Source organism: Sphingobacterium sp. GQ94 (genome assembly GCF_059758715.1).
In genome coordinates this window covers 15709-32197 of the sequence record NZ_JCAXEC010000011.1, presented here as the reverse complement: position 1 = coordinate 32197, position 16489 = coordinate 15709, and the positions used below count along the sequence as shown (strand labels likewise).

Here is a 16489-nt window from a genome sequence, read left to right as displayed (position 1 = left end):
GATGAGAAAAATTATATGCATCGGCTTAATTTTGTTCTTGGGGACCTTTAATGGACTTTTTGCGCAGAACAAAAACCATAAATTAAAAATTGGCTATGCTTTGAGCATAGCCAAGATTACGGACGAGAAAGTGAAATACATAAAATCCTTAGGATTTGATCATATTGAGCTTTCTGGGATAGGTGCCTTACTGGATAAGGAGCTGACAAGTACCCAGGTGGATGCACAATGGGAAATCAGATTCAAAGAAATAGCGCGCATTTTAAAGCGACATGATGTTCAGGTGTGGTCTGTTCATATGCCTTTCAGCCGGTTACTTGATCTTTCTTTAATCGATGAAAAGAACAGACTTTCCGTGATCCAAGCACATACCAATGTGCTTAAGGTCTTAAAACCGCTAAGAGCGAAGATCATCCTGTTCCATCCGTCTTATTATCTAGGTCTTGGGGAAAGGGCACAAAGGATTTCGCAATTAACCAAATCAGTTGAGGCCCTGAATCCTTTGGTGAAGTCGGCTGGTTCAGTGATGGTGGTGGAAAATATGTTGGGACCTGAACTTCGAAAAGGAGATATGGAAAGACCGTTGATGCGGACGGTTCAGGAATGCAAGGAAATTTTTAAAACTTTTCCAGCTGAGGTAGGAATAGCGGTCGATATGTGCCATATTTCTAATCCACAGGAACTTCTGCTTGCATTTGGTTCGCGTGTAAAAACCCTGCATGTTGCCAACGGAACGGGAAAAGCGGAGGATCATTTTTTGCCCTGTGATCCTCGCGGTCATAACGATTGGAATAAGATTTTCTCCGCCTTGATGCACATTGGATACCAGGGAGTTTTCATGCATGAATGTAAATTTAACGATGAAAAGGAAATCGTAGATTGTTATGAAACTCTCTGGAATGATTACCAAACCAGTTTAACACTTAACACACAAAAATAATGAAATATATATATTGCAGCTTTTGTGCTTTATTGTTGCTTATTGTGATAAGCAGTTGTAAAAAAGAAAATGAAGCTTTCCAGGAAAAACTCTTAGCAAGTACTGAAATTATTGAAGTATCCAGTAAGGTGGGAAGTTACCAGTTTGATGTGCTCTCTAATTTGGATATGAGCCTTCAGGCGGACGTCGATTGGATTGTATTGGATACGCCTGAAATTGCCAAAGGAAAGCGCCAAGTACTTTTCTCGGTACTGGCCAACTCAGACGATGAGCGTACCGGGGTCATTACTGTTCGCGTGAACCAGGAATTAACCAAGCAAGTTTTGGTAAGTCAGGAGTCAGGAAAAGTACCGGTATTTTTTGTGAGCCCTTCAGGCAGTGGAGACGGTTCTTCTTGGGAATCCACGACGGATTTTAATACCGCTATGGAAAAAGCAACAACCGGAAGCACCCTGTATTTAATGGAAGGAGTTTACACGCCTACCAAGACGATTCGCAATGGAGAATCAGGGATTTCGTCCGATAAAACATTTGAAATTCCTAAAAATGTATCGGTCATTGGCGGGTTCTCAAAGGATGCAACGATTGGCGCAAAACCTAATGCACAGGCATATAAGACTATTTTAGATGGTAATCTTGGAGGGGGAGCGCAAGCCTTTCACACCTTGAGTATTACTGCGATAAAAGAAACAGGTGTTCAGGTATATTTGGAGGGTTTAATAATCACCGGTGGTCACGCAACTGATCGAACCACAAACATCAACATCAATGGTCTGAACTTCAGCAGGGGCCAAGGAGGTGGTGTCACCATTGGCGGCTCTCAGGTGCACATGAAGAACGTTGAGATTATAGAAAATAAGGCCTCCAATGAAAAGGGCACAGCTGGTTTTGCTGCTGGTTTGTATGTTTTTTCATCAGCAAGCCTTGTTATGGAGAATTCCAAAGTAAATCAAAATCAAAACACATCAAATAATGGAGGTGGAGTATGGATTCATTCCTCAGACTTTGTGGCCTACCATTGTGAATTCAATGACAATTTTGCCAAGGGAACTGCAGGTGGGGTCCACGGATATCCTGATGCGAGGATTACGTTATACAACTCCCAAGTGGTTGGTAACAGCAATACTTCTTATGGAGCGGGGCTATACATGCGTGATAACTCAAAAGCGATATTGGTTAATTGTTTATTGAGTGAGAATACCAGCACCTCTAAAAATGGGGGTGGAGCTGTTATGTTATATGATGACTCACAAGCTGATATTATCAGTTCTACAATTACAGCAAATCAAACCGCTGGTCCTGGAGCAGGGGTATACCGACGTAATAACAAGAATAATTTAACAGTCATTAATTCAATTATTTCTGGAAATACTCAAGAAAGTAGCTCAACTGATGTAGATGCTTACACGGATCAGGATATCCAACCGATCTTTAAAAATTCTGTAATTTCATCGGCCGTTTACGGGCAAAGTGGTTCCGTTCTAGCGGGCTTAACCTTTAATCCTTTAACAATGTTGGGAGCTGGGTATGTACCCACAGGTGCAAATAATCCAGCGTTGAGCCAAGGATTGAATGCTACTGAATTGAAGGCGATCTCTGAAACCTATAACCCGGTGTTAGAAGAAAGGATTCTTCAGGATATGAATTCCAAGGAGAGAACTCAGAAGATCATGGGTGCAAGAGTGAATTAATTTTTGAAAAACAAAACAGAAGAATCCATGAGAAATTTCGTGTTAACTCTGGCTTTCATCTTGCTGGTAATTCTCAAGAGCTCCGCGCAGTCCAAGGTGGTGATGTTGGTCCTAGGTTCGGCTGACTCGGTGGTTCTTAAAGAACGTATTGATGTTGCAGCGCGTTTATATGCCATACAAAAATTTGATGCAATCATTGTTTCTGGCGGCTGCGCTGCACATGGTTCGGCCATTTGTGAGGCTACTAAAATGTTTAACGGTTTACTAGCTTATGGAGTGCCTGCACAAATTATTCACAAAGAAGAAAATGCAAAAACAACGCTTCAGAATTATGTTTTTAGTCGACAGCTTAAAGACAAGCGAGGTCAGCGTATCATACAGGCAGGCGATACGGTTTTTGTGGTGTCTAATCATTGGCATGCTATACCGGTGGCCGCTAGATTGAAAAAATACGATGGTGTATTTGCAAAATTCTTTATTGAAGGAACTATAGATCCTAAACCTACGGACAAGTTAGATTATGCATCGATTTTTAATGCCGAGACAGATAATGAAAAACTCATTCGTAAAGGTAGTTGGTTAACACCTCAGGCCCTCTGGAGGGAAAGGGATTCTATATTTTATCTGACCCAGGAAATGGTGTATGTGAGTAATGAGGAGAACAGCACGTTTCATAGCGGCAGTCGTTCCCAGTATTTTCCTGATTTAACCGGAGAATCACAGGATTTGAGTTTTATTGATGCAGGCAAATTTTGGTATGTAAGTAATCAGGGCAATCTTATCAAAGTAGAAAAGAAGACCAGAAAAATGACGCAGAAAATAAAGCTTCAAGATTTGGTGAAAGGTTTACCAGAAAACTGGGAATATCAAATGAGCTCAGGCTTTATCAAAGAGAATAAGATCTTTTTATTTTCAGCTGATGCACTTCTTATAGGCGTTAAAAATGGGAAGGTTTTCGATTTACAAACCATCACGTCTGCGGATCAGTATTTTGAAAATTGGCCGTTCAGCTGGGGAAAGGGAAATATAAGCGCAGCTAGTTTGGATTACAAATCGGGCACTGTTACGCTTTTTAGAAATCAAGAATTCCTTAGTCTGAATGATGAGCTTCAGAAAGTTTTACAGGTTAAGCCTTTACGATTAAAATGGATAGATTAAAAATTTAAACCAAAAAAAATGAAAAAGACAGTTCTATATTATATTGTGACCCTTTTGCTTTTCGTTAGCTGTTCGAAAACAGATGATGGTACACAACTTCCATATGATTATTCGCAAGTACAAGAGGAAGATTTACAACAATTAATTGATCAAGCTCCCTGGAAAACGACTGAAATTGCGCCGGGTTTAATCTGGAAACATTATCAATTTCCACAGATTTTTGACTCCAGACAGTACGTTAACTTGTTCGAGGTTGATTTAACAAAAGGTTTTGCAATTGATATCCCTTTTGTGAAATCGGGTTTTTTAAAAACCAGTGAAGCGGGTACTGCTAAAAAAGCATTGGTGGCCTTTAATGGAAGTTATTTCAATACCACCAGCGGTGGATCGACTGTCTTTTTTAAAACAGCAGGTCAGGTTATTAACCAAACTGTCAACGGTTTTAATAGTTATAGAGAAAATGGGGCAGTGGTTATTGATGCTTCAGGAAAGCCAAAAATTATCCAAAAACCATCAGCGGGTTGGAATGCTGTTTCAGAGCCAATGGCCTTAGCTGCCGGTCCATTAATGATTATTGATGGGCAGGAACTTACGCAGTTAAATGTTGATTTTAATGCCAATAGACATCCAAGGACTGCCGTTGGAATTACTGCTGATCAAAAAATGATTGTTGTTGTCGTTGACGGGCGTTCTGCGCAATCTCAAGGATTGAGTATTGCTCATCTTTCTTCCCTGATGAAAGCATTGGGTTGTGTCTCTGCAGTTAATTACGATGGTGGAGGGTCTTCCACGGCTTGGGTCAATTCGCAAGGTGTGGTGAATTTTCCTTCTGATAACAAGAAATTCGATCATGAAGGTGAACGTGGAGTTGCCACGGTATTCACAATTAAGTAAAAGAAATAGGGACAATCAAAAAGGTCAAATCGATAAGATTTGGCCTTTTTTTAGGTATTAATAAACTGTGGTCCTTAAAGAATTTTAATCCTTTGCCTTTCCTTTTTGGCTCAATTGCTCAAAACAGAGTTCTGCGGCTTGCCTGTTCGGCAAACATTGTAAATGGGCGACAGGGATTGTTGAGACAAGCAGTTCGAGCAAATTTAGCATGTTCGAATACAGCTCATTGTTCCAACGAATAGCGGAGCCACTGGGTAGTAAACTTACTAAAGCTGCCATGCCCGTTTTTCGCGTTAATATGTTTTGGTGATGCTGCTCTAAACGGATAATGGCCGTAAGGTCTGCACGTTGTTGTTTAAAACAGACTGTTTTTCCGCTCCATGGAGTCCCATAAATTTTAACTTCCCCATTTCTAAGAATGCGGATAGCGGGATTATCGTCATTGAGCAGTTCGCTTCCGGGAATATGTTGAATCCACAAGTTACTGTGTGTACTTTTACCTGTGCCACTCTTGCCCAGAAAAGCAAAGGCCTCTTGCCCATTTTGAATGACCGAGGCATGAATCATTAAGGTGTTGTGTTTAAGACACGCTTGTCCGTAGGCCACCATAATTAGCCAACATAATTTTTGAGTTGTATGGATCTCAGCCTGTTTAGGGTGAATACGGGCCTCGGTGAAGTCTTTAGAGCTGGCCATGATCCAATCATCATCTCCCTGATCCTGTGCTAAAATGCTGGTTAAGTACTGCGTGCTTGTTTCTTGAAACCGGAACCTCTCTTCCCACATTAAGGAGATATTACTCAGTAATTTTGTCTTTGATTCATCGATAGTTAATTTTTGTGTATCAAGGTGTACCGATAAGATGATGGTTTGGTTGTCTTTGGGAGGATCGCTTTTAAATGGAATGAAACTAGGCAATGCCAGCTGTTCATTGATCTGAACTGCGCAGGAAATCATCAGGAAATGATCTGCGATTTTATAGTACAAAATTTGGTTGGTTTCAAACATTAATCTATCTCTTTTTTTGTCGTTAAGACGTGGTTATCTTGTTCAATAACGATTACCTGTTCGCATAAAGCGGCTACCTTGGGGTCATGGGTTACAAATAAAATAATCTTATTTTTTCCGGTTTCAATTAAATTTTTCACGACCTGGCTTGCCGTTTGACTGTCTAATGCAGAGGTTATTTCGTCCAATAGCCAAACCTGAGCATCTTGTAATAAAGCCCGTGCAATGCCAAGACGTTGGCCTTGTCCCTCGGAGAGTCCGTGACCACTCTCACCAATGCTGTTTTCAAGTCCGCTGGGTAGTTGATGCACAAATTCTGCTTGGGCAAGTTCAAGGGCGTTGTGAATCTCCTGTTCGCCTAATCCTTCTACGCTGGAGAGATTCTCTCGAATTGTACCGCTTAACAATTTATCACCTTGAGGAACGTAAGCAAAATTACACCGGTAAGCTTGAGACATCGCAATTTCTTTGTCTGCAAGGACTAGGCTAACTTTTCCTGAGTTTGGCTGAAGCAAGCTTAAAATAATGCGTAAGAGGGTTGATTTCCCGCGACCGCTAGGACCCAAGATGGCGGTAGGAATACCTTTCTTTAACGTAATATTGATGTCCTTTAACAGGGATTCGTTTTTATAACTGAACTGTATATTCTCAAGTTTAATTTGTTCGATATGATCCAGAGGAATGGCCGCAAGTTTATCCTGGCTTTTCTGACTAAATAACTCCATGATGCGGTCCAGGGCCGTCCTGAAACGAACCAAGATTGGGATATACCCGAACAACGTTAATACTGGACCTTGAATTCTGGCAACAAGCTGTAAAAAAGCCGACATGGTGCCAAAAGAAATTTCTCCGGATTGCAATTTGAAAACACCCCAGATGAAGGTAACAAGATAGCCAATATGGATGACCGACCCCATTAATCCTTTAGAAAATGTCATAAAATTTAAGACGGACATTTTCATGTCGTAAATTTGATTTTGTTTTTTTTCTACCTCATTCCAACGTTTATCCTCCAGGTTAATGGCCTGGATAAACATGCGCATACGAAGGTTTTCTTGCATCGTTTCTCCCAGGCTGCTCTCACTTTTTTTGAGCTGCTGATTGAGGTTTTTGAGTTTCCTTAGGTATATTTTTGAGAATACCACCAATGGTGAGATACACAAAAGGATAATCGCTAAGCTTGGATCCATCCACCACAATAGTCCCGTTGCAGCAAAGGTCTTTACCAAAGTGATGCAAGTGGAAATCAAAACATTGCCTAGCACCTGTACCGTTTCATTACTGTCGGTATTGGCACGAACCAATAGATCTCCCGTATGCCAGTCATTGCTAGATTCCCAAGTTGCAGTCATTTGCCGGTGTAGAATCTTTTTTTGAAGGTCAATGAGCATTGAAATTCGGGTACGCTCGTTTAAGCGGTAACCAAATACGCCCAAAATAAAAGATGAAAATAAGCAAATCCCAGCTATAAATAGAGAGCTCGTTAAATCGGTAGATTGGGAGGAAACAGCTAAATCAATCGCTTTTTTGGAATACCAAATAAACGTCAATCCCAATGCGATGGCCGCCAATTCACTTAGCGTATAGAGCAATAAGGATCCTCGATAGGGCTTGGAAAATTTCCAAGAGAACCTCAATTGATTGATTAGTGTAGCTTCCAATTTATTAATGATGAACTTTACTAAATAAATGAACTGCCGGAAAACAAATCGTTTCCACTGGTGATAGGGTTACAAATTTTCTAAAGTTATAAAATAAGCGGCTCGCCCGATCAACCCGCCCCCCTGGATTGTTAATATCAGGATGTTCGGGATCATAAAAGCCGAAGTTGCCTGTACGAAGAATATAATCCTCCATCCAGTTGCTTTTGGTGTTTTTGGGGCTTGGGAATGGTAGTTTATCCGGGTCCAAACCGAGTGTATTCACCAGTACCTGATGAAAGACATAGCTCCACCTTAACATTCCTAATTCAGAATAAATTTGCCGGAGCTTATGACCATCGATTTGGGTTGATAAACTATGGTAAAGTCTGGCTGCATCACAGAGCTGCCTTAAACCGATGCCGTAAGTAATTTGATGTTTTAAAATATGTGCATTCACCTGAACGATGTTCAGTATAGGCGAGGGAATAGTAACCGCAGTATCCTGGAAGATGTGCCGAATGTTTTCTTCTTTTTGATTTTGATAGAGTTGTGCTATTTTTTTTAATATAAATGGATTTCGGAGTTGAATTAATTTTTGATGATGCTCAATTTCAATATCCATAAAATGATAGCAAGAGCTATAAGCTGGAGTGATTTTAAAATCATCACCATGTTTTTCCATTAACGTATTGGCTCTTTTGTAAATTTCTTTGCTCGGGAAATACCAATCGATATCCCCGCTAACGCGCACCAAGGGGTCTTCATAGTATAGGGAAACCCCATGTCCTTTTTGCAGAATAGCTTGAATATCGTGCTGCAGGAAAAGCTTAAATTGCTCAGCAATCACGTTATCCATTTGTTGGTTTCTTTGTTCGATTCGCTGCAATCGAACTAACCATTTAAGCATAATATCTGAGGAAGGAAGCAGGTCTTCAGGTAATTTTTGGATGGCCTGACAAACCATTCCTTCAACGGTTTGATGAAAGGATAAATTAAAGATTTCGATCCACTCGCTCCGAGATAATTTCTCAAAAGGTTCTCGGTGTATTTCTCGGTTCCAAAGGCTGCTCTGCAGGGCTTCTAAAAAGGCTAATGTGGAAGGATTACGCATCATATCTTTATTTATTCATTGATAATTAACTTTTGCGTTTTAAACATTTCCAATATATTTTGTGAATCGCTATAGGCAACCAACGGGTCGATTTGGTATTCTTCTACCAAAATGTCTGCAGCAGTTTGCGTTTGGAAATCCAGGCCTTGAAGAGAATTCCATAAGAATGCGGCCGTTTCATTTAAGGTAAAGACTTTTGAAAGGTCAACCATTCCTTGATCTGGCTCAACGATGAAGTATTCCTTTCCTACCTTCCTTAGTGTTAAGTCTTGTCTTAATTTCATAATTTATTTTTTTATACGCTCAATTTACGTTTAATTCCTGTAAATATCCATCGAATAGGTCGCAAAATAAACCAACACAATCCGACGTATTGATTTAGCAATCCCAGTTTTTGGAGTTTATTTTGATCGTAACGACCCTGAATTTTTGCGATCAGGTTCGCTCTGTCTACTTTTTCTATTTGAAACAGGTTATGGTCTCCTGCTAGAAAAACAGCTTGTTTATTTTGATAGATAATTCGGTGAAGGACAAAGTTGTTCTTCCATTTAGCAAGCACAATTTCTCCCATTCTTGTTTTGTTCGGGTGTATCTGGGTGAGGAGAATATTTTGTCCATCTTTGAGAAATGGAGACATGCTGTTCCCTTTCAATTGAAAACGCACAGAATTTCCCGCTAGCAACTCCTGCCTCGCAGCCGTAAAAAAGGATTCATTATCAATGATTAAGGTGTTTGTCATTCGCTTGCTTGATAAAGATTCTTTGTTGTTTTTTCTCAAAGACAAAGCGGTCCGAAAAAATCAGACCGCTTTGAGTATAAAATGTAAAAATATGATTTACTTAGTTTCTAACGCAACGAACATTTTTAAATGTTGAGCTTACAAGGTTAAGACCAAGTACATTTACATCAGACAAAAGCTCAGCTGTTCCTTGTGCTCCTATAAAAGGTGTTCCAGGGATCAATGGAGGTACACCAAGTGTAGATTTGTTTGCTCCATGATAGCCCCATGCACCTAGGCCTACTAGTCCAAGTAAATTAGTTCCTTGATCTTTAGTCCAAATTGCCGCTTCATTTCCATGGCTGGTTCCTAAGTTTAATACAATCAGACCATCAACACCAATATCTGTTACAGCACTTATGTTTGTTACCTGACCGTTGTAGTTGAAGCGAAGCGTATTGCTTTCTGCACCAAAAGCCGGGTTTCCGGTTCCGCCAGTAACTGCACCTGCATAATCGATATATGTACCATCTGGAAGATCTCCAGTTGCATTTGGTGCTGGTGCTGCAACTAATAAACCTAATATGTTACCTAACACGTTTGTTAATAGGCCGTCAGTAGTAGTAAGTGGTGCAAACTCATCATGAGTAGGTTGTCTCCAAACTCCGGCAGGATATACTAATGTACATGGGTCCTGAATGCCACCAGAAGTCGCAAATTTTCTAGGAATTACACTTCCAAAAGCAAAATAACCTTTACCCTCAGTAGCAAGAGTTTGAACGTTTTTCTCGTAAAAACGGTAAGGATTATGTCCTGGGGTATAGTACAGGTTTGAGCGAGCCCATCTTACAGCGGTTGCGCCTGTTCCTGTTACAATAGGGGATTCAATAATATTCGCTTTTAATAAATGTGTGCTACCATTTACAGGTGTCACACTGAAATCTGGTAAATTACCACCAGCATATACGCGAGATCCACCGTCAGCATGCGTAAGGTTTAGGTTTGTTACTGAAACAGTAATTGTGTTTGCAGTAGCTTCGTCTGCTGTATATACATAGGCAATTTTTGCATCGTTAAATGCTGGATCGATATTCTCAAATGAATTCCAGTCAATTGCTTGAGGAGCAGATACCAGGTTAGACCAGGTTCCAGTTAGAAGATCTAAATCTCCAGTTTTTGCATTTAAACCACTTACAGAAACAGTAGCTCCTGTCATATTTCCGAATATACCCATTGAATTTAATTCAATAGCAATTCTAGAAACTTTGTGTTTGAAGGTAATTGCCAAAGGTACTGAGGTCGCATCAGCAGCAATTGCTAAATTTCCGGATGCATAAAGCACATCTTTTGCTGAAGGTACAGCGATTTTTGAGCTTGCAGCAGTAAGTGGAGCGATAACATCTGTGTTGTTGTAACTCACCGCATTCCATTTGTAAGACTCACCTTTAACAACCGCGATATTTCCTGCAGTACCAGCCGTTAATGCGGTAGAACTTACAAAGGAATTATCCGATGCTTTGTATAAATTTAAGATGTATGTGATACCTGGTTCAACAGCGACAGCTTTTAAGCCTTGGCCATTTGCGGTTGTAGAACCTTTAATTTTAATATTATTTGATCTGCTTTGAATTTGATTGCCTTTTTCTACCATGACATCAAAATCACCTGCAGAGGTAATTTTCGGTTCCGTTTGAGCAGCTGACGCTTTTTTGTTATTATCAGCTATTGGACTTTCGTCAATTCCAGCGACTTTAACGCTGATTTGGGTTTCGTAGGTCTGTTCTGGTTGGTTAGTATCTGTGTTTTTTGCACAACTTACTACAAGAGATCCAGCCACAGCAAAAAGAAGAGCTCCTGCTAATCTGTTTGCAAGATTCTTAGAAATTAATTTCATTTTAATTTTTGTTAAGGTAATTAAGAATCAGGTTAGAAATCTCCATTTGATGTACCACCAGCTCCACCAGTCCAGTCATCCAATGCTGGACTGGAGCCTGCCGCTACTGAGGCAGCGGCAATGCCCTGTTCCAGTTCGACTGAGAGCACCTTCATTTGGGGTGCCTCATACACTTTTGTTTCATTTTTTTTCATATTGAACACTTTTTGGTTAAAAAAATACTTTTTGTAAAAATTATATTACATACACAGCACATTCTAAGGTTAAATTAGAATATTGTATGGCTTTGTATTTTCTATAATTAATTGTGCCCAGATAAATTGGTTAATAATTTTTCTGGATCCTGTGTTGACGTTTTGTTTTTACTTTAATTACACCCATTTCAACAATGGGGGCTCTGAATTAAAATTTATATGTCCTACTGACGGTTAATAATATTGCCCTTTTGTTATAACAACAATATTATGAAAAAGTTTTAGTATTTGCAAAAAAATATAAATATTATAGAAATAACAGGTACTGTATATTGTATTTGTGTTAAGGCTACCTTAACGTTAAGTTAGGTGGAAGTCAGTGTGCTTACGATTTATGTGTCTTCATTTTAGTCGTTTCTATAAACGAAAATATGTGATTACGTGTTTTTTCTATTAAATATATTTAGGCTATTGAATAGTTTTTTAACCCAACTCAATTTCTGATCGCCGTCTTCTTGATTCTGATGGCCATAGCCGTATCCGTAGCCATATCCGTAGCCATATCCTGCTTGAAAATCGACATCGTTTAAAGCGACGGCAACGTTTTTTAGCTTTCCTTTGGTGTAATAATCCCTAGCAATTGTTAACAAGCGTTTGTCTAAATAATTTGCTCGCGCAACATAGACAGTCATGTCTGAGAATTTTGAAATTAATAAGGTATCGGTCACCAAGCTTACCGGAGCCGTGTCAACAATCACATAATCATAATGTTCTCGGGCATAATCCAATATTCCTTTAAAGTTGCCATTCATCAACAATTCCGAAGGATTCGGAGCAATATAGCCAGCATATACAATATCAAATTCATAGAGAGAAGGCTCGCGGATGATCATGTTCTCAATGGACTTACTGGGGTCGATCAGGTATTGGGTAATCCCCTCATGAGTGTGCTTTAGGTGGGAAAGACCTAAATAGTTTAAGACTTTAGGTGATCGAATGTCTGCACCAATTAAAATCACTTTTTCTCCACTCAGGGCGATCACTTTGGCAAGGTTTGTTGCAATAAAGGATTTCCCCTCTCCAGAGATTGTGGAAGTGACATAGATAACAGCTCCTGTATCGGGATCTCTTTGACCAAGCATATAACTGATGTTGGTTCGCATAATCCGCATGGCCTCGGCCATAGAGGTTCTGGAATTATGCTCGATGATTTTCTCTTTGGAATTGGGGATTTCTCCCAGTAATGGTGCACCAAAAAGCTCTTCAATATCCTTTCTTGAATGTATTTTATTATCCATTAGAAAGCGGATGTAAAGTATGCCGAAAGGAATCAAAAGACCAAGTAGCATGGATGCTAATGCCACGTATGTTAATTTGGGATTAACTGGCCGGGTGTAACTATACGCATGATCGACAATTTTTAAGTTGTCCGGATTCGCTGAGGCATTGATTTCGTTTTCCTCTCTTTTTTGTAATAGAAACAGGTAAATCGTCTCGACAATTTTTTGTTGTCTTGCGATGTTTTTAAACGATAGTTCTTGGTTGGGAATTCTACCTAATTTCCCCTGTGCGCTCTGTTGTTGCCTTTGTAAACTATTCACGTTTGCCTGAATAGTAGCTCTTAGGTTGTCTAAGGATTGCTGCATGATTAAATTCATGCCTTCCAAGCTTCTTGATATATTGATGACCAGCGGGTGTTCCGGGGTACTGGATTTTAATAAATCTTCACGTTCCAAGACCATTTCATTATACGATTTAATACTCGTTTGTATGGAAGGGTCCGTTAAGCCAATATTGGAAGGAAGTAGACTGTATTTTTTTCCTTTAATGGACTCGTGCAACATGTCAGCCAAAAAAAGTTGCGTTTCATACTCCACTAATTTCCGTTCATATTCTGTGGCATTTTGCATATTGAGTTGCGCTTCTGCCTGTAAATCGACCAAATCATTGTTGTTTTTAAACCCAGCTATCCTGGAATCGGCAAATTTCAAATCTTGTTCAACCAAATCCAGTCTGGAGTTAATGAACTTAGAGGTAGATCTAGAAACTTGTGCTTTATCGTAACTAATGTCTTTGTTGTATTGATCGATTAAGGAGTTAATCACTAACTCTCCTTTTTCCCTAGAGGCAGAGGTCATCGATATATTGAGCGCAAAAGACTGGACCTTTTCATTGGGAGAAACCATCACCATGTTTCGCAGGATATTAACCATAATTTCGCTCGGCAGGTAATTGATTGTTATATCTCCTGACCATTCATAAGGCCTATGTTGTACAATAGCGATTGGACCTAATGGAGAAGTGATTTTTTCACCCAACTTATAGCGGTGAGGTTCCCTGAATTCGTCTTTTATAACATAACCATCTCCTGATTTAGTGATGGTTAACGAATACCCTACGGTATCTAATCTGGGATGTTCGGGTTCGTATAGGATAAGTTTAAGGGGAGAGCTGTCTTCTAAGATTTCCTTTGATTTAATTTTACCTTTAGCAAAATAGCTGACGTTTAACCTGTTATTATCAACAACCTTGCGCATTATTCTTCGCGATTGGATGATCTGCGTTTGATCGTTCACATACGCCGCAGAAGAGCTTGTTCTACCGGCTAGGTTCGCTAATTCACTCAAGCCTGCCATATCTCCAGATGCTTGTTTTTCGTCTTGAAGAAGGATCATGGCATGGGTAAAATAGGTTCTTTCAGCATATCTGTAATAAAGATATCCCAAGCATCCAAATACAAACAATGAAAGAACAAACCATTTCCAATGATGGGTGTATCTTTCTATTTGTTGAACAAGTGTTGTGCTCGCAATAGTATTATTTTGCGTCTCAGCGGTATTATCCATTGGGCTAGATTAATAAAGGTATTTCAGAATATTGTAGCAATATTACAGATTTTTTTTACAAATATTGGTACAAGACCTCTATATATTGTATAGCTTTGGAGTTAATAATTTGATTTTAAGTTGGGATGATTTGAAACTTTTTTTAGTATAGGCGAGAAATCATTGCTTAGTTTGAATTTTTATTAAAGGATAACGAATTCACAATTTTAAGTTATAACTTCGATCAAAACAAGCTCGTTTAAGAATGACCAATTCTCAACCTCTCTTTCGAAATGATATTGCTTTTTTAAGAGCTTTTGCTGTGATTGCGGTGGTTTGTTATCATCTTCATATCCCGTTTTTTGAGTCCGGGTATATGGGGGTGGACATTTTCTTTGTCCTTTCCGGTTATTTGATGAGCTCTTTGCTTCTGAAGGAACCAGACCTATCCGTTAAATTAATTTTGAAATTTTATCAGGCGAGACTTCGCCGCTTATTTCCTGCCTTATTGACCGTTTTGGTCTTGTTTGTTCTTCCAATTTACTTCGTCGTTGGTATTAAACTGTATGATTACAGTCGATTTGCTTTTTCCAGCTTGTTATTTGTTTCCAATTGGTATTATTATTTAAATTCCGGTTATTTTGATGCGGCCTCTCAATTGAACTTTTTAGTGCATACCTGGACCCTTTCTTTAGAAGGTCAGTTTTATGTCCTTTTTCCTGTGCTTATCCTATTTTCTCAAAGGATATTTTTAAATAGATATATCGTTTTATGCGTCTTTTTAGCGTTAATAACGATAGCTTCTTTTCTTACGATGATCCAGCTTAAGGAGGTGAATGAATCGTACGCCTTTTACAGTTTGCAGACTAGAATATGGGAGTTCACAATGGGTTCTTTTGTGTTTGTCTTAGCAAAAGTTTTACCGCTTAAACAGGCTACCGTGTATCGTCGGTTATGTTCTGGTTTAGGCTTTCTTCTATTGTTTTTTGTTTTTTTTAGTTCATATAGTAGGAGCCCAGCATATTGGCCTTCTTGGTTAACACTTATTCCGGTATTCGCAACCGCTTTAATCTTGTTTTTTTCCTCAGAAATTAAATTATTTGGTCATTGGATCGTGTTATTCATTGCCAGTAGATCGTATTCTTGGTACTTATGGCACTGGCCAATGGTGGTTTTGTTTTATTACTTGAATCTCGGGGATTTATGGTTTATAAAAGTTGGTCTATTTTTTTCATCTTTAATGTTCGCGAATTTGACCTATGTGTTTGTCGAGAAAAAGAGTTATTTGGTAACGAACAAATTTCTTATTGGAGCTATTTGTCTGTGTGCTGCATTGTTTTTTTGTGGAACAAGGGCTAACCTATATGCGTATGTTTTTAGCAAAGAGCGAGCTGATTTGTTCTCCTATTTCTATACCTATCCCCGTCAGCGTGCGCTCGAGCAATACGGCTTTCATCAGGGACATCTCAGAGAAGGAGAGCGTTTCCAGGATTTTGATACGACTCGCCTAAATCATTTTTCGCAGCAATTACCGAACTATCTGTTGATTGGGGATTGCCATGCTGGAATGTTTTCTCAGACCCTTCATCAGCTTGCTAAAGAAAATAACGTTAACCTCATTCAAGCTACTGCCGATGAAACCTTTCCCAGTATGCATTCACCGTCAAAATTTGCAGGACCCAAAGCGCTTATGGATTACGTATTTCAACGGTATCTTCCAAGGAATCATCAACATATTGACCGGGTTATTTTGATGGCGAATTATTCCGGTTATAGTAAAAAGCAACTAGAGGAATTCTTGAACGGAAATCAGCAGTATTTTCTGGACCTGGGGATCCCGGTTACTTATATTGGACAAACAGAAAGCTATAAATTAGAATATCCTGTTCTTCACTGGCTACAGGGGTCGGTTGGCCTGGATCCTAGCGAGCAGATTATGGACTTTCGTGAAAACACGAATAACTATTTGAAATCCCTGGGGGGTGAGTTGGAGTATATAGATGTGTATCGGCGAGTCCAGGGGAAATCCGGGGAATCTGGTCAGACCTATTTTTACGATGGCGAGCATTTAAGTTCTTTTGGTACGAAACAATTAATGGTTATTTTACAAAATAAGTTGTTCAGGAAACCATAGTTTGCTTTTTTATGCTGTTTTAAGATTGATTTCATAGAAAAATGGGATGGTTATCCGGTAAAAAAATTAGCCTCCCTCAGGGCAGAGGGAGGCTACACTTTTAACCTAAGTGCCCGTATTTCTACGGAATATGAAAGCCCAAATATAAAATTTGACGTTTTAGTGGGGAAAAATTTAACATTATTTTAGACTTTCTGTTTTTTCAATGATTGCTTGTTTGAAAGAAAAAACACCATTTATTTGATAATCAGTGTTTAACGATTTAGTCATACTTAATGC

The 16489-nt window shown here is 39.3% G+C and carries 13 protein-coding genes; 5 read left to right on the top strand and 8 right to left on the bottom strand.

Translation table 11 applies throughout. The features are described from left to right. The first annotated feature begins 1 nt into the window (after position 1). From AC6CHH_RS11110 to AC6CHH_RS11095, 4 genes are read left to right on the top strand one after another with little or no spacing between them, the layout of a single operon-like run. Complete coding sequence (locus tag AC6CHH_RS11110) at positions 2–940, top strand: sugar phosphate isomerase/epimerase family protein (RefSeq protein WP_498282796.1); 939 nt, start codon at positions 2–4, stop codon at positions 938–940. Further along, entirely contained in the window at positions 940–2631 is a 1692-nt protein-coding gene (locus AC6CHH_RS11105; RefSeq protein WP_498282794.1) for a BACON domain-containing protein, read from the top strand. Before AC6CHH_RS11110 ends, AC6CHH_RS11105 begins: the two co-directional genes overlap by 1 nt. Positions 2632–2658: 27 nt before the next feature. Then, a complete protein-coding gene (locus tag AC6CHH_RS11100; protein ID WP_498282792.1) occupies positions 2659–3789 on the top strand; it encodes a YdcF family protein in 1131 nt (376 codons plus the stop codon). Between the two features lie 18 nt (positions 3790–3807). After that, positions 3808–4683 (top strand): phosphodiester glycosidase family protein, encoded by an 876-nt coding sequence (locus AC6CHH_RS11095; protein WP_498282790.1) that lies wholly within the window; start codon positions 3808–3810, stop codon positions 4681–4683. Positions 4684–4767: 84 nt separating this feature from the next. Here the strand turns inward: AC6CHH_RS11095 and AC6CHH_RS11090 are convergent, their stop codons facing one another. The 8 genes from AC6CHH_RS11090 to AC6CHH_RS11055 form a co-directional block, all read right to left on the bottom strand. Further along, entirely contained in the window at positions 4768–5691 is a 924-nt protein-coding gene (locus AC6CHH_RS11090; RefSeq protein ID WP_498282788.1) for a hypothetical protein, read from the bottom strand. Next, positions 5691–7352 (bottom strand): ABC transporter ATP-binding protein, encoded by a 1662-nt coding sequence (locus AC6CHH_RS11085; RefSeq protein WP_498282786.1) that lies wholly within the window; start codon positions 7350–7352, stop codon positions 5691–5693. Before AC6CHH_RS11085 ends, AC6CHH_RS11090 begins: the two co-directional genes overlap by 1 nt. 4 nt (positions 7353–7356) lie before the next feature. Next, on the bottom strand, positions 7357–8448 hold the full coding sequence (locus AC6CHH_RS11080; protein ID WP_498282784.1) for a nucleotidyltransferase domain-containing protein: 1092 nt from the start codon (positions 8446–8448) through the stop codon (positions 7357–7359). Positions 8449–8456: 8 nt separating this feature from the next. Further along, entirely contained in the window at positions 8457–8729 is a 273-nt protein-coding gene (locus tag AC6CHH_RS11075; RefSeq protein WP_498282782.1) for a PqqD family protein, read from the bottom strand. A gap of 11 nt (positions 8730–8740) precedes the next feature. Further along, positions 8741–9184 (bottom strand): S24/S26 family peptidase, encoded by a 444-nt coding sequence (locus AC6CHH_RS11070; RefSeq protein ID WP_498282780.1) that lies wholly within the window; start codon positions 9182–9184, stop codon positions 8741–8743. 100 nt (positions 9185–9284) lie between these two features. Further along, positions 9285–11057 (bottom strand): fimbrillin family protein, encoded by a 1773-nt coding sequence (locus AC6CHH_RS11065; RefSeq protein WP_498282778.1) that lies wholly within the window; start codon positions 11055–11057, stop codon positions 9285–9287. Positions 11058–11089: 32 nt separating this feature from the next. Then, positions 11090–11251, bottom strand: coding sequence for a hypothetical protein (locus AC6CHH_RS11060; RefSeq protein WP_498282776.1), 162 nt, complete (start codon positions 11249–11251; stop codon positions 11090–11092). A gap of 437 nt (positions 11252–11688) precedes the next feature. Then, positions 11689–14097: a GumC family protein gene (locus AC6CHH_RS11055; RefSeq protein ID WP_498282774.1), complete on the bottom strand. Its 2409-nt coding sequence runs from the start codon at positions 14095–14097 to the stop codon at positions 11689–11691. Between the two features lie 244 nt (positions 14098–14341). On the opposite strand from AC6CHH_RS11055, the gene AC6CHH_RS11050 reads away from it, so the two are divergent. Beyond that, positions 14342–16210 carry an acyltransferase family protein gene (locus tag AC6CHH_RS11050; RefSeq protein ID WP_498282772.1) on the top strand — a complete coding sequence of 623 codons (1869 nt, stop codon included), beginning with the start codon at positions 14342–14344 and terminating at the stop codon, positions 16208–16210. Positions 16211–16489: the final 279 nt, after the last annotated feature.